We start from the raw sequence: 25,294 nt of genomic DNA, 5'->3' as shown, positions 1-25,294 counted from the left end.
ATATACGTCTTATGCGGGAATAGCTCAGTTGGTAGAGCGCAACCTTGCCAAGGTTGAGGTCGCGAGTTCGAGCCTCGTTTCCCGCTCCAAATTCGATAAGGGAAGCACACCATGCTTCCCTTTTTCGTCAAAGTGAATGGCGCGATAGCAAAGCGGTTATGCACCGGATTGCAAATCCGTTTAGCCCAGTTCGACTCTGGGTCGCGCCTCCAGATTTCCTTCGTGGAATCAACAATTTAGCCCCGTGAGGGGCTTTTTTGTTTGCATTTGCAAATTTGCTGTCAGGGTTGAACTTCAAGATGGGGCACTGATTTCAAAATATCTCGTTTTATGTCACTGCCATTTGTGCAACCAACAGCCGTTGAGCGTCTGATTTACATCTCTAGGGCTAGCGAGCCAATGGGGACGCTCGATTTATTCAATTTATTGAATAATTGCCGCGAGAAAAATGCTCGTTTGGGTATCACTGGCCATCTACTTTATGCAGATGGCATATTCAAGCAATGTATTGAGGGGCCGCCTGCCGCCATTGATGGCCTTTGGCAATCTTTGCTTAAAGACAATAGGCATGAAATTTTGGAAGTGCGTCACAGGGGGGCTGCCGAGTTTAGGCGCTTTGAGGAATGGGCGATGGCGTTTAGCAGTTACCGATATCTGAATGATTTCAATATGCCTGGCTTCTTTCCGTTAGATGCCAACGGCGTCTCTGAAAAGTCTCTACTTTGCTCGTGATAGCGCTGACTCAGGACCCATTTCCTCGTGCATAGAGACGCGTTTAGACAGTTCGTAGGCGAGCAAAGATGCAAGGGTTGCCATCACGGCACAAAGCCAATAGTGCGTGACGTGTCCACTGGGTTCACGCTGTAGTAATAGACCCCCAACCCAAGAAGCGAGTCCCATTGAGAACGACTGCACGGCGCCATTCAGAGAGAGAAACGTACCGCGAAATTTAGGATTAGCTGCTGATGTAAGCAAAGCCATCCCCGGGATCATGCGAGCGTTCATTGCAAAGAATAAGGTAGTCGTGACCGCCAAAACAAATGGCAAAGGGACCGGCTCTAGCAAGGTGACGATGATCATGGGGATGATCGAAAAAAGAACGGCTCTTTGAAATGTCTGTCGTTTACCGATGCGATCGGTTAATCCGCCTACCCAGCGTCCACTGAAGAGGGTAATGACTCCGCCACAGAAGTAAAGCCATGGTATTTCGCTGGACGTCATCACTTGGTTGGTTTGAAGGTAAAGGGTAATGTAGGGAATGATAGTGAAAGCAGCAAACATCATCGTGCCGGATAGGAGCAATGCCATGCGTTGGTTGTGCTCGCCCATCACCTGTCCCATCGCATGTAAGACATGTTTGTCTTTGGCATGTGCCACGTGCGCATCGAGCTTGGGAACGCTGTAACAAGCCAATGTGCCAATTCCGATACACATCACACCGATGCCAAAGAATGCATAGTGCCAACCCCATAAGTTTGCAAATAGCAAGCCTGCAGGTACACCCGCAACTGTTGCCACAGAAAACGAAGTCATCACGATGCCAGTTGCTCGGCCGCGTCGAGCGAACGGGATCACATCGCCGATGATGGTTTGGCTCATGGTTGATAACACGCCACCAAAAAAACCTGATGCGATGCGCGCTACCATCAGCCAGCCATATGTTGGCGCTAAGCCGCAGGCTACCGTCGTGAGTGCAAAAAGTACGTAGAGCGCAAGCAAAAGACGTTTTCTATCGAATCGATCGACAAAGGTCGTTGCAAACAGACCAGACATGCCTGCTGCTACGGTATAAGCAGACACCAACAGCCCAAATTCAGCCAAGCTGATGTTAAATAGCGCGGTGAGCTGAGGCCCCAAGGGCATCATGATCATGAAGTCCACGATGTGAGTGAACTGGATGCCTGATAAGGATAGGAGTAAATACAGTTCTTTGCGCGAAGACAGATGTGTTTGCATGGGCTTAAGTGTCGTTGCGCTTTGTAAAGTTCAGCCACTGTTGGACTGCTAACCCAAGTAAATTGAAAATTAAAACGCTTAAGAAAAAGTTGCGATACCAACGTGTGTTGTTACGTTCTTTTTCTGTTTCTAATGCATCCATCAAACGTGCAGTTAGGTCATGCTCTTGCAAGCCTTCGTCGCAAATTTGGTGGTTGGCACCGTAGGGCGTATTTTCTTTTTGCGCATTGCGCTCGCAGTTGCTCAGAAGCTTGTCTGTGCTGAGGTGAAGACTTTGTTCAAGTTTGAACTGTTCTGTGATCTCAAGTAAATTGGCCTCATGTCGCCAGTTGGCGCTGAGGTAGGCGCAAGGCAAACTGAGTGCAAAAAAAACAACCCCGATTTTTTGAGCGCGCGAGAGTGTCATGCGGTGTAGCCGTCAACCAGCACCAATGCGCCTGTAGAGTTATCTGTGCGATGTTTGATGATGGACTGATAGGCGTCACTTGTGTACCAAGCCTCAGCTGCTTGTCGATCAGGAAATTCAATAGCAACATTGCGATCGCCTTGAGGTCGACCTTCAACTTGGGTGGCATGACCACCGCGAACCAAATATTTGCCCCCGAAGTCTGCGATTGTTTGAGGCACTCGCGCAGCATAGAAAGCATACCCTTCAGGGTTGGTGATGGTAATTTGGCCTATCAAATATGCTTTGGTCATATCGCGTCCGTTTATTTGTAAAACGCTTCGACTTTACCTTTGAGTTTGATAAGCAGGGGTTTGCCTTTGCGATCTAGTGTTTTATTGGCAGGCACTTTGATCCAGCCTTCAGAAACGCAATATTCTTCGACATCAAATCGTTCTTTGTCGTTGAACCGAATGCCGATTTCGTACTCAAAGACGGCAGGCGCATAGTGTGGGCTTCGAGGGTCGATCGACAAGTGGTCGGGCAGGGCAGGGCGTTGTGTTGTTGCATCAGTCATAGCTTGATTTTCCATGATTTGGGTTTGCAAATAAAATGAGGCTACCTTATGCCTAAATATTTACTCGTCCTACTTGTGTCAGCTTACCAGCCCAACCTTTGGGCTGGCTGGGTTTATTTCACGAATAACAACCATGGCTCGAACGATTATTACTACTCGCCGGTCGAAGATAAGGGTAAGGTCAAGGTGTTGCGCACATTCACCCAGTTACCTGTGGATGCCAAAGTGCCGTTTCACACGCCTAAAGCTGTGGTGAAGGTCATGTTGTACAACTACTCGTCAGAGCAGTCGACCTATGAGATCAATTGCCAAGAGCAAAGCATTCAACTGGTCGAGCGGATTTTTTATCGCGACATGGTGGGTAAAGTGCCGTTCATCACCCACAAAGTGAAAGACACATTCATTGAGCAGAGTAATTCAGAGTTTGCAAGGCAGTTCATTAAGACCCCTCTGCATTTTGAGGACATCAGACACTACCGGATGCACGAGGTAGTTTGTAAGTAAAAAAGGGGACCGCTCCCGGCGGTGAATTGGAGTCCACACGCGCCCTAAAACTTCGGGCTGGTAGCGAGAGCGGTCATAAACCTCAGCAACCTTGAACCCTATATATCGGCGCAAGTTGCTGGGGCTTTAGCGATTTAGCCAATCAAATCTACGCGACCATCCAAGCTCATGATGCCAGTGATCACGCTCAACTTAGGATGACGCTTTTGAACTTGACGGCGGAACTCATTCAATGCTTCTGCATGTGATTCAGTTTCGGTTTCTTTATCAGCCACCTTGTCGTCACCAAAAGCCAGTTTGGCTGCACCGCAATCACGGTGAGTAATGCCCACCACGCGTTTGATGTGATGCAAGGACACAGTGATGTCCAAGTTGTCCCAATAAGCTTTGTGCCATGCTGAAAACTTGGGGTGTACTGCACCAATAGGGCCACCAGCAATAACGAATTGACTATAGTTGTCGGTCAGTTTTTCACGACTGATGCCTTGAAGCAGACCCATGTATTGCCAGCTCAGGGTAGTGAAGCGTGGGTCAATGCAGTTGACCAACATGGCTTCGTAGTTGCCACTGGCCGCTTGGGCTTGAAAGGGCATCATGCCCATCAAGCTGCCAGCGACGGTGGCAGCGCCTGCAGTTAGAAAGCCGCGACGTGAGTGATTGCCGGCCAATTGAAGAGGCCCGCAACAGGCGCAAGTAGGTGTGATTTTGCTCACGATGATGTCCTTGTTGTGGTTAAAAAGAAAGTTAGCCATTAGGTATCGACGTTAAAAGTCAAACCTTGAGTGGGTTTGATAATTTTTACAGATTTAGAGTTCTATGAGTAAACGGACAACTGGCACTGATAATGGCGCCCAGAATGTCCGAATTCAAATTTTCCTCGTCAAATTTTAGAGTTCTGAGTCTCATCCCCCCGATGACTCAGCTCAACACGCCTTATCCGTCTACTGCCTATCTCACTGGTTTTCTACGTTCGCAGGGAGTAGATGCCGTACAGGAGGACTTGGCTTTGGCTCTGGTCTTGGCGTTGTTTACGCCAGAAGGTTTGGAGCAAGTTCATGACTGTGCGTTGGCACAGCCCGAGGCTGAACGCACGGCTTGCGTGAACTACTTCTTAGACTATTTTGAGCGTTACCAATCGACCATTGCACCCACCATTGCCTTTTTGCAAGGTCGTGATTCCACGCTGAGTCACCGTATGGCAGGGCGAGGCTTTTTGCCCGAAGGCCCACGTTTTGCCTCGCTAGACGCCTACGAAGATGACGGCAGCGGCGATCCACTGGCTTGGGCATTTGGCGCGTTGGGTCAGCAAGATCGTGCCCGTCACTTGGCCACCTTGTATTTGAACGACTTGGCCGACGTGCTGCGCGATGCGGTGGACAGTCGTTTTGAGTTTGTGCGTTACGCCGAACAATTGGCTGGCAGCCAAGCTACCTTTGAACCCTTGGCTCGAGCGTTGGCTGCAGTCCCCACGTTGGTAGACCGCACTTTGCAGACCTTGACGCTAGATGTGATTGCCAAACACCAACCGCAATTGGTGTTGCTGTCCGTGCCGTTTCCTGGTGCGGTATATGCAGCGTTTCGCATGGCGCAGACTATCAAGGCATATCACCCGCACATTCGCATTGGATTGGGGGGCGGCTTTGTGAATACCGAGTTACGTGAGCTGACCGAGCCGCTCGTATTTGACTATCTGGATTTCATTAGCTTAGACGCAGGCGAGCGCCCTTTGTTGGCTTTGTTAGAGCATCTACAAGGCAAACGCAGCGCACAACGCTTGGTGCGCACTTTTGTACGTAACGATGCTGGCGCGGTGCAATTCATGAACTGGGCTGAGCCCGATGTGTCATTTGAAGACGTGGGCACGCCTACGTGGGACGGCCTACCGCTAGACCGATATTTGTCGCTGCTGGATATGCTCAACCCCATGCATCGTCTTTGGAGCGATGGACGTTGGAACAAGTTGACCGTGGCGCATGGCTGCTACTGGAAAAAGTGCAGCTTTTGTGATGTGAGTCTCGACTACATCTCGCGTTACGAAACCGCATCGGCCACCACGCTGGTGGACCGCATTGAACAAATCGTGGCAGAGACAGGTCAAACGGGTTTTCATTTTGTGGATGAAGCTGCACCACCTAAAGCCCTCAAGGCTTTGGCCGAAGAATTGCTGCGTCGTAGGGTGCACATTTCTTGGTGGGGCAATATCCGCTTTGAAAAAACCTTTACGCCAGAGTTGGCTGAGTTGTTGGCCGAGAGCGGTTGTATTGCCATGTCAGGTGGCTTAGAGGTGGCGTCAGATCGATTATTGAGCTTGATGAAAAAAGGCGTTTCAGTTGAGCAAGTGGCACAAGTCACCAAAGGCTTTTCCGAGGCAGGCATCTTGGTGCATGCCTACCTGATGTACGGCTTTCCCACGCAGACCTTGCAAGACACGGTGGACGCTTTGGAGTACGTGCGCCAACTGTTTGAGAATGGGTGCATTCAAAGCGGCTTCTTCCATCGCTTTGCATGCACTGTGCATTCGCCAGTGGGCAAAAACCCTGCAGCGTATGGTGTACAGGTTGTGCCGTTACCAGAAGTGAGTTTTGCAAAAAACGATATTGCTTTTGTTGACCCAACCGGTACTGATCACGACACGCTAGGTCATGGTTTGAAAAAAGCCATTTACAACTACATGCATGGTGTAGGTTTAGAAAACGATGTGCGCCAGTGGTTTGAATTGCCTAAGGGAAAGTGTCCCAAAACTACGGTGCCGCGTCACAAAATAGCAAAGGCACTTGGGCATTGAAAAATTCTTCGTGTATCGCTCGAAAACCACTGAATTTGCGATTAGAATTATGTCTTCGGAATTAAACACTCCACGCGGGAATAGCTCAGTTGGTAGAGCGCAACCTTGCCAAGGTTGAGGTCGCGAGTTCGAGCCTCGTTTCCCGCTCCAATTTCAAAGAGCCCCTGAAACTCATGTTGCAGGGGCTTTTTTGTATCTCTCAAAACAATGCCAATGACCCACAGCAATTTGGATGCACCTAACTCTGAAGAGTTATTTCGCTTGACCGATAACGGTTCAGGTGGATGGTTGCAAACGGCCAAACGACGCTTGAAGTTTCGTTTGCGTTATTGGTTGTGTGAAAAACAATTACATCGCATTCGTCTTTTTTTTCAAGACCATGGCCTGAGCGAGCTGACGCATAGCGAATTGCCAGTCATGTTGCGACCCATGCGCCCCTATTTATGGGGTAGCTTGAGTCCAGAAGCCAGAACAGACGCCATGTTGGCTCATTTTGAGTGGTTGATGGCACGTCATTCTGCTCAGAGTGTGGTCGAGTTTTACAAGCGCGGTTCCTTTGTTTATTTCACGCAAAGTTATCCAGAGGGCAATATCACCATCGAAATTGAGCCCGGTCGTGGCTTGGGGCGCGAAGGTGAATTTGAGTTGCATCTCAAGTTCAATGGCGCGGCGGTGACGCGCGCTGCATTCAATATCTTGCCTGCGTCTATGGTGGGTATTCAAGAATCGGGTTTTGTGATGGCTATTGGCAACATGCAAGGGCAGCGATTTTTGAATCAAGAAATAAAAATCGTCACGCAAAAAATGGAGCGCACGCGTCCACAAAATATTTTGATGACTGCGCTTCAGGGCTTGTCTACTGGTTGGCAGTTGATAGGTATGGTTGGCGTGTCAGATGTCGCCCACGTTTACTCAGGCTATCGCAGCTTGTCACAGCGTGTTGGTCAAAGCTACAACGCCTTGTGGGAAGAAATGGGCACGACGGGGGCCGTATCTCAGTCACATTGGCGTTTGCCCATTCAATGGGTGGCACGCTCAGAACAAGATGTGCCATCCAATAAACGCTCACAACTGCGTCGCAAAAACGAAATTCGCCAAAAGATTTTTGACGAAGTGGCTCGCAACAGCGCAGGCCTTTGAACGCTGCGCTTTAGGCCTCTTGCTTACTTCTTAGGCAGTGTGCCGCCGCTCTTGACGCATTCGTCCATTGTTTTAAATTCAGTGAATTTTTTGGTGCGTTCGTAGCTGGGGCTGTTTTTGTCATGGCAAATGCCAGAGTCTGACTTTTTAACGATGGGCTCAGCTGCTGCAGGTTGACCAGCTGCGGGGCGACCGCCACTTTTCACGCATTCGTCCATAGATGCAAACGCAGTGAATTTCTTGGTGTTGCCAAAAGAGTTGCTGCTTTTGTCGTGGCATATGCCAGAGTCAGACTTTTTCACTACGGGGTCAGCTGCTTCTTTTTTGTCTGCAGCATGAGCCACGCTAAGGCTCAAGCCAAGCAGGGCAGCCAGCAAGAAATGGTGTGTGGTGCGTTGTGTCATGAACAGATTCCTTAATTGGTTCAATGATTTGATGTTTTAAGCAGAGCTTAAAAATTTCAAACGCCAATATAGACGAAAAAATATCTGAAATCGGTCATGACTTGTCCGAGTGTCAGAGGAGGCTGGCGTAAAATCTGCCAATACAACGACACTGCCCGAGTGGTGAAATTGGTAGACACAAGAGACTTAAAATCTCTCGCTTCCGTAAGGGGCGTGCCGGTTCGATTCCGGCCTCGGGCACCACTGAACAGGCACAAGGAAGGAGTTTCGTCATGGCACGCTACAACGCCGCGTATGAAATCCATGTGCATGGACTGGTTCCGCTGCAGTCCGAAGTCAGCTTAGACCAGTTGCAAGATGCACTGCGCCCCTTGTGGCTTTACGCAGGCGCCGCATCTCTTGAAGACGGTGCGACCAGTTCCTACCCTGAAGAACCTGGCATTCGCTTTAACCCCGAAGAACACACGCTGCAAATGTGCTGGACTGTGCCTGGTGATGACGACTTCCGTCAAAGCTTGGACGAAATGTGTATGAGTTTGAACGAGCTCACAGCCGCTGGTGCGCCTATTGAAGTCACGTTTTACGACAACGACTTTGACGACGAAGATGAGTCACGCGGTCAAGATTCTCGCGATGATTTCATCATGCTCTTTGTTGGCCCAACGCCCGCCGATATCATGCAAGCGCAGCGCGACATGTTGGTCAACGACGTGATTCACCTGATGGAACGCCACTTTGACGGCGCTGAGTTGGGCGGTGTGGTTAACGAGATTGACAAGCTGTTCTCAGAGCGATTTGACAATCTCGTGAACTCGCTTGATTTGGGGCGCCCTCCACGTGGGCCCAACGGGGGTCACGGTGGTAGTGGTCATGGCGGTCGCAAACCGCGTCACCTGCACTGACAAGACAATAAAAAAACCGGCCTCTGCAAAGAGGGCCGGTTTTTTATTGGGCGCTTAAAACGCAGAGCGTTTTAAGCCTTCAAGCTCAGTTGGACTTGATGCCTATGCCTTTGAACTCGCCCGTGGCAATGCGCTTTTCCCACTCGGCTGGGCCGGTGATGTGGGCGCTGGTGCCGCCTGAGTCCACAGCAACCGTCACGGGCATGTCGACCACGTCGAACTCGTAAATGGCTTCCATGCCGAGGTCCGCAAACCCCACCACTTTGGCGTGCTTGATGGCCTTGGATACGAGGTAAGCCGCACCGCCCACTGCCATGAGGTAGGCAGACTTGTGCTTCTTGATCGCTTCAATCGCCGTTGGGCCGCGTTCGGCTTTGCCGACCATGGAAATCAAGCCAGTTTGCGACAGCATCATCTCTGTGAACTTGTCCATGCGGGTAGCGGTGGTGGGGCCTGCTGGGCCCACCGCTTCATCGCCTACTGGGTCAACTGGGCCGACGTAGTAGATGACACGGTTGGTGAAGTCCACCGGCAGCTTCTCGCCTTTGGCCAGCATGTCTTGGATGCGTTTGTGCGCAGCATCACGGCCGGTGAGCATCTTGCCGTTGAGCAAAATAGTTTGACCTGGCTTCCAGCTCGCCACTTCCTCTTTGGTGAGGGTGTTGAGGTCCACACGCTTGCTTTTTTCAGTGTCGGGTGTCCAGTTGACGTTGGGCCACAGGTCGAGTGAGGGGGCTTCCAAGAACACAGGGCCAGAGCCGTCCATCACAAAGTGGGCATGGCGTGTGGCAGCACAGTTGGGGATCATCGCAATTGGCTTACTGGCGGCATGCGTTGGGTACATCTTGATCTTTACGTCGAGGACGGTTGTCAAACCACCCAAGCCTTGTGCGCCAATGCCCAAAGCATTCACCTTGTGATACAGCTCCAAACGCAGTTCTTCGACCTGGCTGAGCTTGTCGCCCTTGCTGGATTTTTCCAGCAACTGGTACATATCGAGGTCATCCATCAAGCTTTCTTTGGCCATGAGCACGGCTTTCTCTGCAGTGCCGCCAATACCGATGCCCAACATGCCAGGAGGGCACCAGCCTGCGCCCATGGTGGGCACAGTTTTAAGCACCCAGTCCACCACGTTGTCGCTGGGGTTGAGCATGTACATCTTGGATTTGTTTTCGCTGCCGCCACCTTTAGCTGCAACGGTGACATCCACTTTGTTGCCGGGCACGATTTGCGTGAAGATCACGGCGGGTGTGTTGTCTTTGGTATTTTTGCGTGCGAACTGTGGGTCATCGACCACCGAGGCGCGCAGCATGTTGTCTGGGTGGTTGTAGCCACGGCGCACGCCTTCGTTGATTGCATCTTCTAAGCTGCCGGAGAAACCTTCCCAGCGCACGTCCATGCCCACCTTCAAGAAAACGTTCACGATGCCGGTGTCTTGGCAAATTGGGCGATGGCCGTAGGCGCTCATCTTGCTGTTGGTCAGAATTTGCGCGATGGCGTCTTTGGCTGCAGGGCTTTGCTCACGTTCGTACGCGCTGGCCAAGTGGCTGATGAAATCGGCAGGGTGGTAGTAGCTGATGAACTGCAGTGCGGCTGCGACCGATTCAATCAGGTCGTTTTGGCGGATCGTGGTCATGGAAATAGTCCTGAAAAAGGCCAGAGGTAAAAACAGCGGCTGAGTTTACTCAAAGCCGCTGTCGCCATGCTTGCATGGGGGGGTGGGCTTATTTGACAGTCAGCACCCAAGCCGCCAGTTTTTTGGCTTCGGCGTCATTCACTTGTGTGTTGGCAGGCATGGGCATGGGGCCCCAAACACCGCCGCCGCCTTTTTGAATTTTGGTGGCCAGTCTGTCAGCCGCAGTTTTGTCGCCAGCGTATTTGGCTGCTACATCTTTGTAGGAGGGGCCGACGATGCGTTTGTCTAGTGCGTGGCAGGCCATGCAGTTTTTCGAGGTCGCTAGCGCGAGGTCTGCCCATGCGGGTGAAGACGCCGAGGCGACAGCGATGGCCGCGAGTGCAAAAAGTGGCTTGTTCATACACATACCTCACGTGTGGAATCGGGAACGATGCCAGTGTAGCGCGCACATTCGGGCGATAATCTCGAAAGATTTTTTTGAAGTTTTTTGACCGGAGTCCTCACATGCCTGCTTACCGTTCCAAGACCTCCACCGCTGGCCGCAATATGGCGGGTGCCCGTTCCTTGTGGCGTGCTACAGGCATGAAGGATGACGACTTCAGCAAACCCATCATTGCCATTGCCAACTCGTTCACGCAATTCGTGCCAGGCCACGTGCATTTGAAAGACTTGGGTCAACTGGTCGCCCGTGAGATCGAAGCTGCAGGCGGCGTGGCCAAGGAGTTCAACACCATTGCCGTGGACGATGGCATTGCCATGGGCCACGACGGCATGCTGTATTCGCTGCCCAGCCGAGACATCATTGCGGACTCGGTGGAATATATGGTCAACGCCCATTGCGCAGACGCTATTGTGTGCATCTCTAACTGCGACAAGATCACCCCCGGCATGCTGATGGCCGCCATGCGCTTGAATATTCCCGTCATCTTTGTGTCGGGTGGCCCTATGGAAGCCGGCAAGGTGCGCTTGGCCAATCCGCAAACGCAAGTCATGGAATTCAAAAAGCTCGACCTGATCGACGCCATGGTCATGGCCGCTGACGATAAGGTGAGCGATGCTGATTTGGCCGAAGTCGAGCGCTCGGCTTGCCCCACCTGCGGTTCATGCTCGGGTATGTTCACCGCCAACTCCATGAACTGTTTGGCCGAAGCTTTGGGCTTGGCCTTGCCAGGTAACGGCACCGTGGTGGCAACGCACGCGGACCGCGAGCAACTGTTCAAGCAAGCTGGTCGCACGATCGTTGAGCTGTGCAAGCGCTATTACGAGCAAGAGGACGCCTCGGTCTTGCCACGTTCGATGGGCTTCAAAGCTTTTGAAAACGCGATTGCGTTGGATATCGCCATGGGCGGCTCAACTAACACCATCCTGCACATCTTGGCGATTGCACAAGAAGCTGAGATCGAATTCACCATGGCCGACATTGATCGCATGTCCAAGATCGTTCCTCAGTTGTGCAAGGTCGCACCCAACACCAACAAGTACCACATCGAAGACGTGCACCGCGCTGGCGGCATCATGGGTATCTTGGGTGAATTAGACCGTGCAGGCAAGCTGCACACAGATGTGGGCACCGTGCTGGGCAAGACTATGAAAGAAGTCTTGGACCAATGGGACATCGCACGCAACCCAAGCGAAGATGTGAAAAAGTTTTACATGGCCGGCCCAGCTGGCATTCCTACGCAAGTGGCATTCAGCCAAAACACTCGCTGGCCTAGCTTGGATACCGACCGTGCAGAGGGCTGTATTCGCTCAGTCGACAACGCATTCAGCCAGCAAGGTGGTTTGGCTGTGTTGACAGGCAACATTGCTTTGGATGGTTGTGTGGTCAAAACCGCAGGCGTGGACGACAGCTTGCTGGTGTTTGAGGGCCCAGCCCACGTAGTCGAGTCACAAGACGAAGCGGTAGAGCACATCTTGAATGACCAAGTCAAAGCCGGTGACATAGTGGTTGTGCGCTATGAAGGTCCCAAGGGCGGCCCAGGCATGCAAGAAATGCTGTACCCCACCAGTTACATCAAGTCCAAGGGCTTGGGCAAGGCATGCGCCTTGTTGACCGATGGTCGTTTTTCTGGCGGTACATCAGGTTTGTCGATTGGTCACTGCTCTCCCGAAGCTGCAGCAGGCGGCACGATTGGTTTGGTCAAGAATGGTGACCGTATTCGCATTGACATCCCCAATCGCAGCATCAATGTGTTGGTGAGCGATGACGAGTTGTCCAAGCGTCGCGTTGAGCAAGACAAGTTGGGCTGGAAGCCTGTGTTGGCGCGTCCACGCAAAATCTCGGCAGCGCTCAAAGCCTATGCCTTGTTGGCCACCTCGGCTGATAAGGGCGCTGTGCGTGATTTGTCGATGCTCGACTAAAGCGTTCAAGCTCGCATGTTGATTCACCCGCAAATTGACCCCGTCGCCATTGCGTTGGGGCCCATAGCCATTCATTGGTACGGCCTGACTTATTTGGCTGCGTTTGCCTTGTTTGTGGGCTTGGGCCATCTGCGTTTGAAGCATGAGCCCTATGCTGCGCAAGTGGTGCTGGGCTCGTGGTCCAAGCAAGACATCGAAGACATTTTGTTTTATGGCGTGATGGGCGTGGTCTTGGGGGGACGCATTGGTTACTGCGTGTTTTACAACCCCAGTTATTACGTCGACCATCCACTTGAAGTGTTTGCTGTGTGGCAAGGTGGCATGAGTTTTCATGGCGGCATGCTGGGTGTGTTCGTTGCCACCGCTGTGTTTGCTTGGCAGCGTCATCGTCCTTGGCTGTGGGTGACCGACTTCATTGCGCCATGTGTGCCTACCGGTTTAGCTGCGGGCCGAATTGGTAACTTCATCAACGGCGAGTTGTGGGGCAGAGCTGCTGACCCTGAGCTACCTTGGGCCATGATCTTTCCGCAAAGTGGTACTTTGATCGGGCGCCATCCTTCGCAGATTTACCAATTTTTGGGCGAGGGCATTTTGTTGTTCATCGTCTTGTGGTTTTATGCCCGCAAGCCTCGTGCGATGGGCGCGGTGTCTGGTGTTTTCATGATCGGCTACGGCAGCTTGCGTTTCATGGCTGAATACTTCCGTGAGCCTGATGCGCACTTGGGCCTGTTGGCGCTGGGCATGAGCATGGGCCAATGGTTGTGTGTGCCTATGGTGTTGGTAGGGCTGGTCTTGTGGCTGCACGCCACGCGTCAAGCGCAGCCTTAAGCGGCTTGCGCTAAATCTGACAGCGACGACAGCAAGTCGCCAAACCGTGCGCCTTGCACCACCACATGTTCACGAAGCGCAAGGGCAGCGGCCTCTGCATCGCCTGAGGTGATGGCGTTGACGATGGCATGGTGTTCTTTATAAGACACGCTCATGCGGTCACGCACGCGTAACTGTAATCTGCGATAGGGCCGCAAGCGGCGGTGTAATTGATTGGCTTGTTCGCGCAAAAAGCTGTTGTGACTGCCTGCATAAATTGCTGCGTGAAAGCGCTCATTGCAATAGAAGTATTGGTCCGAATCTTGGTTGGCTCGGGCGTCCTCGCATGCAAGATGTGAGGCTGTGAGTTCTTGGCGCTCTGCATCGGTCATGCGACGCGCTGCCAGTTGGCCGCACATGGCTTCAAGTTCGGCCATCACCTCAAACATTTCAATCAATCGAGTCGGTCCAATGCTGGTGACGATGGCCCCGCGTCGTGGGCGAATCTCAATCAAACCCTCTGCCGCCAGTTGAATGAGAGCTTCGCGAATGGGGGTGCGAGAGACACCGTACTGCTCAACCAAGGTGGCTTCATCCAACGAACTGCCAGGCGCAAATTCGCCTGTGGCAATTTTTTCCTCAATTTGTTCGCGTAACTTGTCCGAGATTCTCATGGTGTGAATTCTGCCACTTTGATCGGCCTTGGATGCAAAACTATTTATAGGGTATTCACTACAATCAATGTCGAATACAAATGGTAAATTAATAAATACAAAATTCGATGCTCTGAATGTCACAGCATCTAACAGCAGTCCAAGGAGACATCATGAAACGTCGCAGCCTTCTTCAGTCCGTCGGTGGTTTTTCGCTCAGCGCATTGCCTTTTGCCAACGCGTTTGCCCAAAGCAAGACGCTCAAAATTTCCCACCAATTTCCTGGTGGGACGATCAAAGAGGGCGATTTTCGTGATCGTCTCGTGCGCATGTTTTCCGCTGAAGTGGAGAAGCGCACCAAGGGCAATTTGAAGTTTGAGATTTATCCAGGCTCTTCGTTGATGAAGACCAATGCGCAGTTTTCCTCCATGCGCAAAGGTGCTTTAGATATGGCCTTGATTCCGCTTTCCTACGCAGGCGGTGAGATTCCTGAAGTCAACATCGGTCTGATGCCAGGTTTGGTGGTGTCTTATGAGCAGGCTTACAGCTGGAAAAACAAGCCCGTGGGTGCTGAGCTCAACCGCTTGTTGTTGGACAAAGGGATTGTGCTGATTAGCTGGATTTGGCAAGCCGGTGGTGTGGCTTCTCGTAACAAGCCCATCGTGGATCCAGAAGACGCCAAAGGCATGAAAGTGCGAGGTGGCTCACGCGAAGTTGACATGATCTTGAAAGAGGCGGGCGCCGCTGTGGTGACTTTGCCTTCGAACGAGATTTACGCTGCTATGCAAACTGGCGCAATGGATGCGGCGATGACGTCATCGACTTCTTTCATCTCTTTTCACTTGGAAGAAGTGGCCAAGGCTTTGACGACCGGTCGCAAGGGCGCGTACTGGTTCATGTTTGAGCCTTTGATGATGTCCAAAGCCATCTTTGATGCGTTGCCACAAGACCAACGTGACGCCATCATGGCCGTGGGCGCAGAGATGGAAAAGTTTGCCTTGGAAGCAGCTAAGAAAGACGACATTGAAGTGGCAAACGTCTATCAAAAAGCTGGCGCCAAAGTGGTGGACTTGACGCCGGCTTCAATTAAGAAATGGCAAGCCATTGCGCGTGAAACAGCATGGAAAGATTACGCGTCTAAGAATGCAGGTTGTGCCAAGTTGCTGGCCTTGGCGGAGCAAACACTGTGAGCCACGGTTTCGAATTAGATACAGGCGTCCCAGCTGAGATTAAGCGCCCCAAAAACGCAGTCGTCGCAGCGTTGCTTGCTGCTTTAGACGCGCTCAATGTGTTGGTGCTCCGTTTGTCGATGCTGGCGTTGGTCTTGACCTCTTGTGTCCTGACCTATTCCGTGCTCACACGCTACTTGTTCAAGGTGGCGACAGATTGGCAAGACGAAGCGTCCGTGTTCATGTTGGTCGGCGCCACATTCATGTGTACAGCCTATGTGCAGTCACAACGTGGTCACATCGGCATTGAAGCACTTGCTTCCATCTTGCCTGACTCGGTTAACAAAGTGCGTGCCGTGTTGGTGGATGTGGTGTCGACTGCTTTTTGTGTGTTCTTCTCTTGGAAGTCATGGGCTTTGTTCCATGAGGCATGGACTGAAGGTCAAACAACCTCCAGTAGTTTTGCGCCTCCCTTGTGGATTCCATATTCTTTGATGGCCGTGGGCATGAGCTTGTTGGCCATCCAGTTGTTCTTACAGTCAGCGGTTCAGCTCACTGGTGGTGAAGTCCGTGGAGACCAGAAATGAGTGAACTTGCGATTGGTTTGAGCTATGGTGCAGCCACGCTCTTAGTGATGTTCTCAGGCATGCCCATTGCATTTGCATTGGGTACCGTCGCTGTGGCGTTCATGTACTTTTTCATGCCCGCATCGTCGCTGGATACGGTGACGCAAAACGTGTATGAAGAAATGGCATCGATCACTTTGTTGTCGATTCCTTTGTTCATCATGAAGGGCGCAGCCATTGGTAAGTCGCGTGCGGGTCAAGACTTGTACTCTGCTATTCATGCATGGTTGCACAAGGTGCCTGGCGGTTTGGGCATTGCCAACGTGTTTGCATGTGCATTATTTGCTGCAATGGCAGGTTCATCGCCAGCCACTTGTTCTGCGATTGGTTCTGCTGGCATTCCTGAAATGCGCAAGCGCGGTTACTCACCAGGTTTTGCGGCAGGCATCATTGCGGCAGGCGGTACTTTGGGTATTTTGTTGCCGCCTTCCATCGTGATGATTTTGTATGCAGTGGCCGCTGAACAATCGCTCGGCCGTTTGTTCTTAGCTGGCATAGGCCCAGGCTTATTGTTGGTGGTTTTGTTTGCTGGTTATGCCGTGGTGCGTGCACGCAAGGAATACCAAATTGCATTGAAGGTTTACGAAGAAGGCGGCGCTAAGTCGGCTTATTTGGACAAAGAACATTTCACCTTGGCACAAAAAGTAGAAATGTTGCCACGTGTGTTGCCATTCTTGGTGCTCTTAATTGGTGTGATGGTGGCTTTGTATGGCGGCTATGCCACACCGTCTGAAACTGCGGGCTTGGGTGGCTTGTTGGCCTTGGGTTTGGTCGCGGTGGTCTATGGCCTGTGGCGTCCGAAAGACGTGATGCCCATTTTGTCGTCAACGCTCAAAGAGTCGACCATGCTGATGCTCATCATTGGTATGTCTTTGCTATACAGCTACGTCATGAGCCATTTGCACATCAGCCAAAGTGCAGCACACTGGATTGTGGGCATGGAGTTGTCGCGCTGGGTTTTGCTGTCAGTGATTTTGCTGATGGTGGTGGTTTTGGGTTTCTTCTTACCGCCTGTGTCGATCATCTTGATGACGGCTCCCATCATTTTGCCGCCGCTCAAAGCCGCTGGTTTTGACCTGATTTGGTTTGGCGTCGTCATGACCATCGTGATGGAGATGGGTTTGATTCATCCTCCAGTGGGTTTGAACATTTTCGTGATCAAAAACGTAGCACCTGATATTTCATTGAAAGAAGTGATCTGGGGTGTGATGCCTTTCTTGGGGCTCATGTTTGTTGCGGTGTTTTTGCTGTGTTTGTTCCCTGAAATCGCCACGGGCTTACCCAATTTGGTGATGGGTGTGAAGTAAATTTTTGACGAATCAAAAAGGCGCGAGATGAATGCAACCACGTGGCTGAACAGCAAATTGAATTTGCTTCGCAATTCAGCGCCCGCCAGCGAGCCGCCTAAGCCTGAAGACCGCTCTACACGGGAGCGTTTGGATTCATCGATGCGGCAAAAGAAAGAGGCTTTATCGCCGCGCCACTTGCGACGCACCTTACTTTTGTTGCAATCTGTGGTTGACCCTCGCGTGAGCGAAGTGGAGGGTGGGCGGCGCGCCAAAGCGTTGGCCGATTGGTACATCAACGCAGAAGTGGCAGAACGTCAAGATCTTTGGCTGTTGATCAGCGAGCAGTTCGGGCCAGATGCCACTAAGGTACGCGCTGCGCGTGATGATTACGACGCCTCCTTGGGGACAGCAGACGAAGGCTCTGCGGAAATTCGTTTGCGCCGAGCACTGGTGTCACCACGCACACGGTTACTGCAGCGCTTTGCAGCCTATCCGGGTGGCATGCGCTTTTTGGTCGATATGCGTGCTGAGTTGTTACCGCAACTAAAAAACAACAAACGTTTATTGGCCTTGGATGCAGAGCTGGAAAACCTATTCTCTACCTGGTTTGACATTGCGTTTTTGGAGTTGCGCACTATCAGTTGGGATTCGCCTGCTTCGTTGATTGAAAAACTGATCAAGTACGAAGCTGTGCACGACATTCGCAGTTGGGCTGACTTGAAAAACCGTTTGGATAGTGATCGCCGCTGTTATGGTTTCTTTCATCCCAGTTTGCCTAGTGAACCTTTGATTTTTGTTGAGGTTGCGCTGCTTCATGAAATGGCTGACAACATCATGCCGTTGTTGGATGAGAGCGCTGCACCCGAAGATTTGAAAAAAGCAACGGTGGCTATTTTTTACTCGATCAGCAACACGCAAACAGGCTTGCGAGGCGTGAGCTTTGGTGATTCGTTGATCAAACGCGTGGTGGAAACTTTGCGTGAAGAGTTTCCTAAGCTTAAAACTTTTGCCACCTTATCTCCGATTCCTGGATTGCGCCCATGGTTGGCACGCAATGCCGAAACGATGCTGACTAAGTTGAGCGAGAAAGAGTTAGCTGCACTCGGTCGAGAGATCAGTTTTGAACCGCCGACAGCGACACACGTGTTGGCTGCCATTGATCAACCCTTGGTGTTGGGTGCTCTGTCGACCAAGTCACCTTTGCGCTCATTCCTCACGCGATGTGCTGCTCAATATTTAGGTTTGGAAAAACAGGGCGATCAAGTGCTTGACCCTGTTGCCCGTTTCCACTTGGGCAATGGGGCGCGTGTTGAACGCATCAATTGGTTTGCCGATCCTTCACCCAAGGGGCTCAAACAATCACACGGGTTGATGGTGAACTACCTTTACGACCTGAAGCGAATCGATAAAAACCGCCAACTGATGGCTAAAAATATTGCGCCTGTTTCAGGCGATGTTGAAGATCTATTTTTTTCTTGAATCTAAAGAAACCACATGAATCACAATCTTTTTGCAGCATTGCGTGCTGCTTTTCCTAAAAACCTAAACGCCACGGCCATCGAAACCGATGATGGTTTGCACTACAGCTGGTCCGACCTTGAGCGTGCCAGCGCCATGATGGCCAACCTGTTGGACTCACTGCACATTCCCAAAGGCTCACGCGTGGCGGTGCAAGTGGAGAAGTCGGTTGAGGCCGTCATGCTCTACCTCGCCACCTTGCGTGCGGGCTATGTGTTTTTGCCTTTGAACACCGCTTATCAAAGCGCTGAGATTGAATATTTTATTGGCAACGCCGAACCCGCCGTGGTGGTGTGCAGCAGCAAGAACTTTGGCTGGGTCAGCAAGATTGCCTTCAAGGCGGGGACGCAAAACGTGTTCACCTTGGACGACAACCGCACCGGTAGTTTGCTTGAGCGTGCCGCGCATTGCTCTGACAAACACGATGTGGTGCAAAGCAAGGCCGACGATTTGGCCGCCATCTTGTACACCAGCGGCACCACAGGTCGCAGCAAAGGTGCGATGCTGTCACACGGCAACATGCTGAGCAACGCACAGACTTTGAAGAAATACTGGGGCTGGAAGCCAGGCGATGTGTTGATTCATGCATTGCCCATCTTCCATGTGCACGGCTTGTTTGTGGCCATCCACGGCGCCTTGCTCAATGGCAGCAAGATGATTTGGTTGTCCAAATTCGATCCCAAACTCGTCATCGCCAAAATGCCAGAGGCCACCGTGTTCATGGGCGTGCCCACTCTGTACGTGCGGATGTTGGCTGAGCCTACGTTGACGAAAGCGCAAGCCTCGAACATGCGTTTGTTCGTGGCAGGCTCTGCGCCACTGTTGCTGGAAACTTTCAACGAGTGGGAAGACCGCGTAGGCCAGCCTATTCTTGAGCGTTATGGTATGAGTGAAACCGTCATGCTCACCTCCAACCCCTACGCAGCCGATGCCCGCTACCCCGGCCAAACCGAGCGCCGTGGTGGCACAGTGGGCTTCCCGTTGCCGGGCGTTTCCCTGCGCGTGCAAGACGACGAAGGCAAGTCTTTGCCCGTGGGTGAAATTGGCGGCATCCAAGTCAAAGGCCCCAATGTGTTTGGTGGCTACTGGCGCATGCCCGAGAAAACCAAAGAAGAGTTCACGACAGACGGTTATTTCAAAACGGGTGACGTGGGTAAGGTCGACGAGCGCGGCTACGTGGTCATCGTGGGCCGCAGCAAAGACCTGATCATCAGCGGTGGGTACAACGTCTATCCCGCAGAAATTGAGGGCTACATCAACGAGATGCCTGGTGTCGCTGAAAGTGCTTTGATTGGTGTGCCGCACCCCGACTTTGGTGAAGTAGGCGTGGCAGTTGTGATTGCCAAACCTGGTGCCAAGGTCGATGCTGATGCCATCATTGCAGCGCTCAAGTCACAACTGGCGAACTTCAAGATTCCCAAGAAGTGTTTTGTGGTGGCTGAACTGCCACGCAACACCATGGGTAAGGTGCAAAAGAACTTGCTGCGCGATCAGTACAAAGGCTTGTTTTAATTAGCTTAACCACAACTCGGATGCTGATGGGGCTGTGCGGCGGCTGACGATATTCTGGTACCCCAGTGAGGCAGCTGCCGCACAGCCCCGTCAGCATCAGCGATAGAACAAAGAAGTGCAAACAAAGAAGCCACTCCAAAAAAGAGTGGCTTTTTTGTGAGCGAGAGAAAAACTTAGCCAGCCAAAGCCGCCGAGTTCACGCGCTGCGTGATGTGTGCCAAAGCCTCATCCACTTGGTCAATCAAGATCAAGCACAAATCGCCTTTTTGCAAACGCTCCATCGCACGGTCAATCGCCAAAAACTCACCGTGAATTTCGTCGATGTGCGAGGTGCGTTTCGCACCCTCCAGTCCTTGACGTAAGAGCTTTAGTACCTCGCCATCCACACGCCCACGTTGACATGCGTCTTGGTACAACACCACATCGTCAAACGCTTCACCAATGATGCGCGTTTGCTCGCGGATGTCTTCGTCGCGACGGTCACCCGCACCGCTGATCACCACACTGCGGCGTTGGGCGGGCAGGTTGGTCACCGCTTGCACCAGTGCTTTGATGGCGTCTGGGTTGTGGCCGTAGTCGGCAATCACCGTCGCGCCTTTGTAGTCGAACACGTTGAAGCGCCCGGGTACGGCATTGCTGTCGCTCACAAATGTGGCCAAGCCTTTGCATATGGTTTGCCAAGGCACACCCACAGCCCAAGCAGCACCGATGGAGGCCATGGCATTTTCAATTTGGAAGCTGATCGCGCCACCGCGTGTAACGGGGATCTCAGACAAAGGAATGCGCACCGAGTGGTTGCCTTGCATGGCCACAATTTGGTCGTCTTCTACAAACAACACGCGTTTGCCCTGCGCACGGTGCGTGGCAATGACAGGGTGGTGTGAGTCCAAGCCAAAGAAGGTCACTTGGCCTGGACATTTGTTTGCCATGCTGACCACGATGGGGTCGGTCGCGTTGAGCACCGCAATGCCTGACTCGGCAACGTTTTGAACGATCACGCGCTTCAAGACCGCCAAGTCTTCGACGGTGGTGATGTAGTTCAAGCCAAGATGGTCGCCCATGCCAATGTTGGTCACCACGGCCACTTGGCAGCGGTCAAAAGCCAAGCCTTCGCGCAACATGCCGCCGCGCGCAGTTTCTAGCACAGCAGCATCTACGTCGGGGTGTGCCAGTACGTTGCGACCGCTGCGTGGACCACTGCAGTCACCACTGTCGGTTTGGCGGCCATTCACGTACACGCCATCGGTGTTGGTCATGCCCACGCGCAAGCCATTGGCGCGCAGCAGGTGGGAGGTCAAGCGCACGGTGGTGGTTTTACCGTTGGTGCCCGTCACGGCAATCACAGGAATACGACCATCACCACCATCAGGGAACATGGTGGCCATGACGGCCTCACCCACGTCACGGCCTTTGCCAAAAGAGGGGCTTAGGTGCATGCGCAAGCCAGGGGCTGCATTGACTTCGACCACGCCGCCGCCTTGTTCTTCGAGGGGGCGCAGCACAGATTCGCACACCACGTCCACACCGCAAATGTCTAGACCCACCATTTGTGCGGCGGCAATGGCACGCAAGGCAACTTCGGGGTGTACGTCATCGGTCACGTCGGTGGCGGTGCCGCCGGTGGACAGGTTAGCGTTGTTACGCAGAATCACACGCGCGCCTTTGGCAGGCACGGAGTTGGCTTCATAGCCCTGTTCTTTGAGGCGCGCAATCGCGATGTCGTCAAAGCGAATTTTGGTGAGTGAGGTGGCATGGCCTTCGCCACGGCGAGGATCGGCATTGACGATGTCGACCAACTCGCGCACGGTGTTTTTGCCGTTACCAATCACCAGTGGAGGTTCGCGTCGAGCGGCGGCCACCAGCTTGTTACCGACCACCAGCAACCGGTAATCGCTGCCTTGCAAGAAGCGTTCGACCAACACATCGTCGCGGTGTGCAACGGCAGCCAAATAAGCCGCTTTCACGCCTGCTTCGGTGGTGACGTTGACAGAAATGCCTTTGCCTTGGTTGCCATCGCGAGGCTTGACCACCACGGGCAAGCCAATCTCTTGAGCGGCAGCCCATGCGTCATCAGCGCTGATGACTGGGCGACCCAAAGGCACAGGAACACCGGCTGCGTGCAGCAGCTTTTTGGTGAGTTCTTTGTCTTGCGCAATGGATTCGGCAATGGCGCTGGTCGAGTCAATTTCAGCGGCTTGGATGCGGCGTTGCTTGCTACCCCAGCCCAGTTGGACCAAGCTGCCTTCGGTCAAGCGACGGAAAGGAATCCCACGCGCAATGGCGGCGTTGACGATAGAGCCTGTGGATGGGCCTAAGCGAATGTCCTCGTCAAGTTCCTGTAGTTGGTGGATAGCCGCATCCACATCAAAGCTGGTGTTGTTGAAGGCAGCGACGCAAAGTTCATGGGCCAGTTTGATGGCCATGAAGCCCACTTGCTCTTCGGTGTACTCGACCGCCACTTGGAATAAACCGTGGTCTGTGGTGGCCGTGGTGCGGCTGAAGGTGACGGGGCAGCCCGCTTCAATTTGTAAATGCAAAGTGGCAGCTTCGAGCGCGTGCGCCATGCTGAGCTTGACCTTGTGTTGCGTGGGTTGCAAGTTGCCCACGCCAGGAAACAAATTGCGCAAGCGGCTTTCAAATTCAGGCTGCTGGCTCAAGTCGATTTCAGCGTCCTCGCACTTGACCATTGCTTCTACGGCAGTGTGACGGGTCCAGAGGTTAGGGCCGCGCAGGGCGCGGATACGAGAGACTTCCATTAGCCATTCATCCTTGCAACGTCTTTGGCAACGTGTTGGTTTTGTTGTCCGAAATTCTTCAAGCCAGCGCGAATCAGCAGTGGCGCAATGTCCAGTGACCAAGCAGCTGCTACAGCAGCTAGCAACGTGGAGATATGCAAGCCGTCTTTGAGCAGGCGTGCAATCAATTCGAGATCGAGGTGGAACAGTTGTGTTTCTTGATCGCCGCGTGCCAAAGTCACGTGACCGTCTTTGCAGAATACGGCACGACCGCCGGCTTGCAGATGTGCCATCAAGACGGCGTTGTCTTGCGACTTGCCGTAGTACACGACTTCGCCGTCACTCAGTTCGGCCAAGGTCGTGACTGCTTCTTCGTCAGCGTTGAGGACTGCGGCACCTTCTGGCAACACCAAGTCGATTTGTGTGCGGACCACTGTTCGCATTTGCTCAGCGGTTTGTATGTCGTGTTTATCAATCAAGGCTGCGGTGGTGTCGGGCATGTTGGTGACCACGCCGATCAAGCAACGGTCGTAGGCCAAGCCTTCGTCCAAGATGTGGGCTGGGGTGGTCTCAAATACAGCGGCATCGAGCGCGCGGTTGATAAGTAACCGCTCTGAGGCTTCAAAGCCACGCGAGTCTGTTTTGCCCAAATGCTGTTGGTCCATATACAGGCCGTCTTTGCAAGCCAAACCTGTGCGCTTGCCAGACAGGTGCAACAACCAAGCGATGAGCTGAGATAACTCTGTTGTTTGTTGGCTGCCCACGATGCCCACCACGGGGATACGGCCAGATTCATTAGGGCCAAACAAATGTTCGACGATGGCTTTGCCCACCGGGCGGGGCTGGCCCACAGCGGGTTTGACATGCATCAGCAAGCCTGGGCCTGCATTGACTTCAATGATTGCGCCTTTGGTTTCTTCCAACGGGCGAGAGATATCTTGGGTGACGATGTCTATACCAGCAATGTCCAAGCCAATCACGCGTGCGGCGAGGGTGGCCACGGCTGCAACTTCAGGGTGAACCAAGTCGGTCACATCATTGTTTAAGTTGCCGTTGCGTTGAACCACAACAATGCGATCTTTTTCGGGCACGCTGTCGGGCTTCAAACCTTGGCGTTGAATTTCGAGCAACGACATTTCGCCGCGTGGGGTATGCAAACGAATCAAGTCGAGTGGGAAGCCCTCTGCAATGCCGCGACGTGGGTCGGTGTTGATTTGGCTGTCGATCAACTGCTCCACGGTAGAGGTGCCATCACCTGTGATGCAAGCGGTTTCGCCACGGGTGGCAGCCACCACGCGGTCACCGACTACCAAGACGCGGTGTTCATCGCCGCGCACATAGCGCTCAATCAACACTTCGCTGCCTTCTTTTTCAGCAGCGGTCCATGCTGTGCGCACGCCTTCTTCGGTGTTCACGTCCAAAGACACGCCCCAGCCGCGGTTTCCGTCGAGGGGCTTGACCACCACAGGTAAGCCGATGTCTTGCGCTGCTTCCCAGGCTTGATCCGCGGTTTTGACAATTTGTCCTTCTGGCACAGGAATACCGCATTGCGTAAGCAAGCGCTTGGTCAGGTCTTTGTCGCTGGAGATACTTTCAGCAATAGCGCTGGTGCGGTCGGTCTCGGCTGTCCAAATGCGGCGTTGCTTTGAGCCGTAACCCAGTTGCACCAAATTGCCTTCAGTCAGGCGGATGAACGGTGTTTTACGTTCCACCGCTGCATCGACGATGCAAGCAGTGCTGGGGCCTAAGCAGCGCAAGTCGGCAATCTTTTTCAGGCGATCGACGGTAGCGTCAATGTCAAATGGTTTGTTATTGGCCGCGGCCATCACCAGTTCACGGGCTGCCAAAAAGCTTTCGCGACCCAACTCTTCGTGCTCGGTGCGAAACACCACTTTGTAGATGCCACGCTTGCTGATTTCACGGGCTTTGCCAAACTCAGCACGGGCACCAGCCAAGAGCTGCAGCTCGATGGAGACGTGCTCCATGATGTGACCCATCCACGTTCCACCCACCAATCGGGTGAGGAAACCCCCGCGATGGCCTACACCGCAGTGGTGCTCGACCAGGCCAGGCAACCAGCCGTTGATGCGGTCATTGAAACCATCAATTTTGTTAGAGGGGTGGTCTTCCATTTCGCCCAAGTCGATGAGGGCTTCGATGATGGGGCGGTAAGTCCAGATGTTGGGCCCACGCAAGTAGTTCATGCGTAGGATTTGGATGTCTTTGAAGGCCATAAATGAGGGGAGGTATTTAGCGGATGTTTTGGGTGGCTGAAGCAGGGAGGAGAGCCAAGGTCACCACAGCGACCTCCGAGGCTGCGGCGATACAATCATTT

General features: G+C 52.8%; 23 protein-coding genes and 4 tRNA genes. 16 read left to right on the top strand and 11 right to left on the bottom strand.

Annotated features, from left to right (window positions below; all coding sequences use genetic code 11):
- Nucleotides 1–13 precede the first annotated feature (13 nt).
- The 3 genes from B9Z35_RS12645 to B9Z35_RS12635 all read left to right on the top strand — a co-directional run bounded on the left by B9Z35_RS12645 (nt 14) and on the right by B9Z35_RS12635 (nt 732).
- Nucleotides 14–89, top strand: a tRNA-Gly gene (locus tag B9Z35_RS12645).
- Nucleotides 90–138: 49 nt separating this feature from the next.
- Nucleotides 139–212 (top strand) — tRNA-Cys (locus B9Z35_RS12640).
- Between the two features lie 118 nt (nt 213–330).
- Nucleotides 331–732 (top strand): BLUF domain-containing protein, encoded by a 402-nt coding sequence (locus B9Z35_RS12635; RefSeq protein WP_108284051.1) that lies wholly within the window; start codon nt 331–333, stop codon nt 730–732.
- On the opposite strand, the gene B9Z35_RS12630 is transcribed toward B9Z35_RS12635, so the two are convergent.
- From B9Z35_RS12630 to B9Z35_RS12615, 4 genes are read right to left on the bottom strand one after another with little or no spacing between them, the layout of a single operon-like run.
- On the bottom strand, nt 718–1,956 hold the full coding sequence (locus tag B9Z35_RS12630; protein ID WP_108284050.1) for an MFS transporter: 1,239 nt from the start codon (nt 1,954–1,956) through the stop codon (nt 718–720). The genes B9Z35_RS12635 and B9Z35_RS12630 overlap by 15 nt on opposite strands.
- 4 nt (nt 1,957–1,960) lie before the next feature.
- A complete protein-coding gene (locus B9Z35_RS12625; protein WP_108284049.1) occupies nt 1,961–2,362 on the bottom strand; it encodes a hypothetical protein in 402 nt (133 codons plus the stop codon).
- A complete protein-coding gene (locus B9Z35_RS12620) occupies nt 2,359–2,655 on the bottom strand; it encodes a DUF1330 domain-containing protein (RefSeq protein WP_108284048.1) in 297 nt (98 codons plus the stop codon). The genes B9Z35_RS12625 and B9Z35_RS12620 overlap by 4 nt, the downstream gene beginning before the upstream one ends.
- 11 nt (nt 2,656–2,666) lie before the next feature.
- Entirely contained in the window at nt 2,667–2,918 is a 252-nt protein-coding gene (locus B9Z35_RS12615) for a DUF3297 family protein (RefSeq protein WP_108284092.1), read from the bottom strand.
- Nucleotides 2,919–2,966: 48 nt separating this feature from the next.
- On the opposite strand from B9Z35_RS12615, the gene B9Z35_RS12610 reads away from it, so the two are divergent.
- Nucleotides 2,967–3,422: a hypothetical protein gene (locus B9Z35_RS12610; protein WP_108284047.1), complete on the top strand. Its 456-nt coding sequence runs from the start codon at nt 2,967–2,969 to the stop codon at nt 3,420–3,422.
- Between the two features lie 134 nt (nt 3,423–3,556).
- On the opposite strand, the gene B9Z35_RS12605 is transcribed toward B9Z35_RS12610, so the two are convergent.
- Complete coding sequence (locus B9Z35_RS12605) at nt 3,557–4,135, bottom strand: twin-arginine translocation signal domain-containing protein (RefSeq protein ID WP_158268154.1); 579 nt, start codon at nt 4,133–4,135, stop codon at nt 3,557–3,559.
- Nucleotides 4,136–4,335: 200 nt separating this feature from the next.
- On the opposite strand from B9Z35_RS12605, the gene B9Z35_RS12600 reads away from it, so the two are divergent.
- The 3 genes from B9Z35_RS12600 to B9Z35_RS12590 all read left to right on the top strand — a co-directional run bounded on the left by B9Z35_RS12600 (nt 4,336) and on the right by B9Z35_RS12590 (nt 7,347).
- A complete protein-coding gene (locus B9Z35_RS12600) occupies nt 4,336–6,207 on the top strand; it encodes a radical SAM protein (RefSeq protein WP_233246581.1) in 1,872 nt (623 codons plus the stop codon).
- A 74-nt stretch (nt 6,208–6,281) separates the two neighbouring features.
- Nucleotides 6,282–6,357: transfer RNA gene (locus B9Z35_RS12595), tRNA-Gly, on the top strand.
- A 63-nt stretch (nt 6,358–6,420) separates the two neighbouring features.
- Nucleotides 6,421–7,347 (top strand): DUF535 family protein, encoded by a 927-nt coding sequence (locus B9Z35_RS12590; RefSeq protein ID WP_158268153.1) that lies wholly within the window; start codon nt 6,421–6,423, stop codon nt 7,345–7,347.
- A 23-nt stretch (nt 7,348–7,370) separates the two neighbouring features.
- Here the strand turns inward: B9Z35_RS12590 and B9Z35_RS13060 are convergent, their stop codons facing one another.
- Nucleotides 7,371–7,751: a hypothetical protein gene (locus tag B9Z35_RS13060; protein ID WP_199219829.1), complete on the bottom strand. Its 381-nt coding sequence runs from the start codon at nt 7,749–7,751 to the stop codon at nt 7,371–7,373.
- A 153-nt stretch (nt 7,752–7,904) separates the two neighbouring features.
- Between B9Z35_RS13060 and B9Z35_RS12580 the strand changes: the two genes are divergently transcribed.
- Together B9Z35_RS12580 and B9Z35_RS12575 are read left to right on the top strand one after the other, a co-directional pair.
- Nucleotides 7,905–7,994, top strand: a tRNA-Leu gene (locus tag B9Z35_RS12580).
- A gap of 29 nt (nt 7,995–8,023) precedes the next feature.
- Nucleotides 8,024–8,653, top strand: coding sequence for a DUF6806 family protein (locus tag B9Z35_RS12575; protein ID WP_108284043.1), 630 nt, complete (start codon nt 8,024–8,026; stop codon nt 8,651–8,653).
- 85 nt (nt 8,654–8,738) lie between these two features.
- Here the strand turns inward: B9Z35_RS12575 and B9Z35_RS12570 are convergent, their stop codons facing one another.
- Together B9Z35_RS12570 and B9Z35_RS12565 are read right to left on the bottom strand one after the other, a co-directional pair.
- The gene (locus tag B9Z35_RS12570) at nt 8,739–10,289 is read right to left on the bottom strand and encodes a fumarate hydratase (RefSeq protein WP_199219828.1); all 1,551 of its coding nucleotides are present in this window, start codon (nt 10,287–10,289) and stop codon (nt 8,739–8,741) included.
- 88 nt (nt 10,290–10,377) lie between these two features.
- Nucleotides 10,378–10,689, bottom strand: a complete 312-nt coding sequence (locus B9Z35_RS12565; RefSeq protein ID WP_108284041.1) for a c-type cytochrome — start codon at nt 10,687–10,689, stop codon at nt 10,378–10,380.
- A gap of 104 nt (nt 10,690–10,793) precedes the next feature.
- On the opposite strand from B9Z35_RS12565, the gene ilvD reads away from it, so the two are divergent.
- Nucleotides 10,794–12,650, top strand: a complete 1,857-nt coding sequence (ilvD, locus tag B9Z35_RS12555) for a dihydroxy-acid dehydratase (RefSeq protein WP_108284040.1) — start codon at nt 10,794–10,796, stop codon at nt 12,648–12,650.
- 15 nt (nt 12,651–12,665) lie between these two features.
- Nucleotides 12,666–13,478: a prolipoprotein diacylglyceryl transferase gene (lgt, locus tag B9Z35_RS12550; RefSeq protein WP_108284039.1), complete on the top strand. Its 813-nt coding sequence runs from the start codon at nt 12,666–12,668 to the stop codon at nt 13,476–13,478.
- Here the strand turns inward: lgt and B9Z35_RS12545 are convergent.
- Entirely contained in the window at nt 13,475–14,131 is a 657-nt protein-coding gene (locus tag B9Z35_RS12545; protein WP_108284038.1) for a GntR family transcriptional regulator, read from the bottom strand. The genes lgt and B9Z35_RS12545 overlap by 4 nt on opposite strands.
- 152 nt (nt 14,132–14,283) lie before the next feature.
- Between B9Z35_RS12545 and dctP the strand changes: the two genes are divergently transcribed.
- The 5 genes from dctP to B9Z35_RS12520 are packed head-to-tail and all read left to right on the top strand — an operon-like array spanning nt 14,284 to nt 20,224.
- Nucleotides 14,284–15,300 carry a TRAP transporter substrate-binding protein DctP gene (gene dctP / locus B9Z35_RS12540; protein ID WP_108284037.1) on the top strand — a complete coding sequence of 339 codons (1,017 nt, stop codon included), beginning with the start codon at nt 14,284–14,286 and terminating at the stop codon, nt 15,298–15,300.
- Nucleotides 15,297–15,866, top strand: a complete 570-nt coding sequence (locus B9Z35_RS12535; RefSeq protein ID WP_233246580.1) for a TRAP transporter small permease — start codon at nt 15,297–15,299, stop codon at nt 15,864–15,866. The genes dctP and B9Z35_RS12535 overlap by 4 nt, the downstream gene beginning before the upstream one ends.
- Nucleotides 15,863–17,212, top strand: coding sequence for a TRAP transporter large permease (locus B9Z35_RS12530; protein WP_108284036.1), 1,350 nt, complete (start codon nt 15,863–15,865; stop codon nt 17,210–17,212). The genes B9Z35_RS12535 and B9Z35_RS12530 overlap by 4 nt, the downstream gene beginning before the upstream one ends.
- A 27-nt stretch (nt 17,213–17,239) precedes the next feature.
- Nucleotides 17,240–18,673 (top strand): malonyl-CoA decarboxylase, encoded by a 1,434-nt coding sequence (locus tag B9Z35_RS12525; RefSeq protein WP_108284035.1) that lies wholly within the window; start codon nt 17,240–17,242, stop codon nt 18,671–18,673.
- Between the two features lie 15 nt (nt 18,674–18,688).
- A complete protein-coding gene (locus tag B9Z35_RS12520) occupies nt 18,689–20,224 on the top strand; it encodes a malonyl-CoA synthase (RefSeq protein WP_108284034.1) in 1,536 nt (511 codons plus the stop codon).
- Nucleotides 20,225–20,397: 173 nt separating this feature from the next.
- On the opposite strand, the gene cphA (B9Z35_RS12515) is transcribed toward B9Z35_RS12520, so the two are convergent.
- A complete protein-coding gene (cphA, locus tag B9Z35_RS12515) occupies nt 20,398–22,980 on the bottom strand; it encodes a cyanophycin synthetase (protein WP_108284033.1) in 2,583 nt (860 codons plus the stop codon).
- Nucleotides 22,980–25,193: a cyanophycin synthetase gene (cphA, locus tag B9Z35_RS12510; protein WP_108284032.1), complete on the bottom strand. Its 2,214-nt coding sequence runs from the start codon at nt 25,191–25,193 to the stop codon at nt 22,980–22,982. The genes cphA (B9Z35_RS12515) and cphA (B9Z35_RS12510) overlap by 1 nt, the downstream gene beginning before the upstream one ends.
- Nucleotides 25,194–25,294: the final 101 nt, after the last annotated feature.

It is taken from the genome of Limnohabitans sp. Jir61 (assembly GCF_003063545.1).
GTDB lineage: Bacteria > Pseudomonadota > Gammaproteobacteria > Burkholderiales > Burkholderiaceae_C > Limnohabitans.
This window is presented reverse-complemented; position numbering and strand designations above follow the sequence as displayed.

Coding starts and splice junctions, on each gene's coding strand:
- B9Z35_RS12635 (WP_108284051.1), top strand. CDS start 331: ATGTCACTGCCATTTGTGCAACCAACAGCCGTTGAGCGTCTGATTTAC.
- B9Z35_RS12630 (WP_108284050.1), bottom strand. CDS start 1,956: ATGCAAACACATCTGTCTTCGCGCAAAGAACTGTATTTACTCCTATCC.
- B9Z35_RS12625 (WP_108284049.1), bottom strand. CDS start 2,362: ATGACACTCTCGCGCGCTCAAAAAATCGGGGTTGTTTTTTTTGCACTC.
- B9Z35_RS12620 (WP_108284048.1), bottom strand. CDS start 2,655: ATGACCAAAGCATATTTGATAGGCCAAATTACCATCACCAACCCTGAA.
- B9Z35_RS12615 (WP_108284092.1), bottom strand. CDS start 2,918: ATGACTGATGCAACAACACAACGCCCTGCCCTGCCCGACCACTTGTCG.
- B9Z35_RS12610 (WP_108284047.1), top strand. CDS start 2,967: ATGCCTAAATATTTACTCGTCCTACTTGTGTCAGCTTACCAGCCCAAC.
- B9Z35_RS12600 (WP_233246581.1), top strand. CDS start 4,336: ATGACTCAGCTCAACACGCCTTATCCGTCTACTGCCTATCTCACTGGT.
- B9Z35_RS12590 (WP_158268153.1), top strand. CDS start 6,421: ATGACCCACAGCAATTTGGATGCACCTAACTCTGAAGAGTTATTTCGC.
- B9Z35_RS13060 (WP_199219829.1), bottom strand. CDS start 7,751: ATGACACAACGCACCACACACCATTTCTTGCTGGCTGCCCTGCTTGGC.
- B9Z35_RS12575 (WP_108284043.1), top strand. CDS start 8,024: ATGGCACGCTACAACGCCGCGTATGAAATCCATGTGCATGGACTGGTT.
- B9Z35_RS12570 (WP_199219828.1), bottom strand. CDS start 10,289: ATGACCACGATCCGCCAAAACGACCTGATTGAATCGGTCGCAGCCGCA.
- B9Z35_RS12565 (WP_108284041.1), bottom strand. CDS start 10,689: ATGAACAAGCCACTTTTTGCACTCGCGGCCATCGCTGTCGCCTCGGCG.
- ilvD (WP_108284040.1), top strand. CDS start 10,794: ATGCCTGCTTACCGTTCCAAGACCTCCACCGCTGGCCGCAATATGGCG.
- lgt (WP_108284039.1), top strand. CDS start 12,666: ATGTTGATTCACCCGCAAATTGACCCCGTCGCCATTGCGTTGGGGCCC.
- B9Z35_RS12545 (WP_108284038.1), bottom strand. CDS start 14,131: ATGAGAATCTCGGACAAGTTACGCGAACAAATTGAGGAAAAAATTGCC.
- dctP (WP_108284037.1), top strand. CDS start 14,284: ATGAAACGTCGCAGCCTTCTTCAGTCCGTCGGTGGTTTTTCGCTCAGC.
- B9Z35_RS12530 (WP_108284036.1), top strand. CDS start 15,863: ATGAGTGAACTTGCGATTGGTTTGAGCTATGGTGCAGCCACGCTCTTA.
- B9Z35_RS12525 (WP_108284035.1), top strand. CDS start 17,240: ATGAATGCAACCACGTGGCTGAACAGCAAATTGAATTTGCTTCGCAAT.
- B9Z35_RS12520 (WP_108284034.1), top strand. CDS start 18,689: ATGAATCACAATCTTTTTGCAGCATTGCGTGCTGCTTTTCCTAAAAAC.
- cphA (WP_108284033.1), bottom strand. CDS start 22,980: ATGGAAGTCTCTCGTATCCGCGCCCTGCGCGGCCCTAACCTCTGGACC.
- cphA (WP_108284032.1), bottom strand. CDS start 25,193: ATGGCCTTCAAAGACATCCAAATCCTACGCATGAACTACTTGCGTGGG.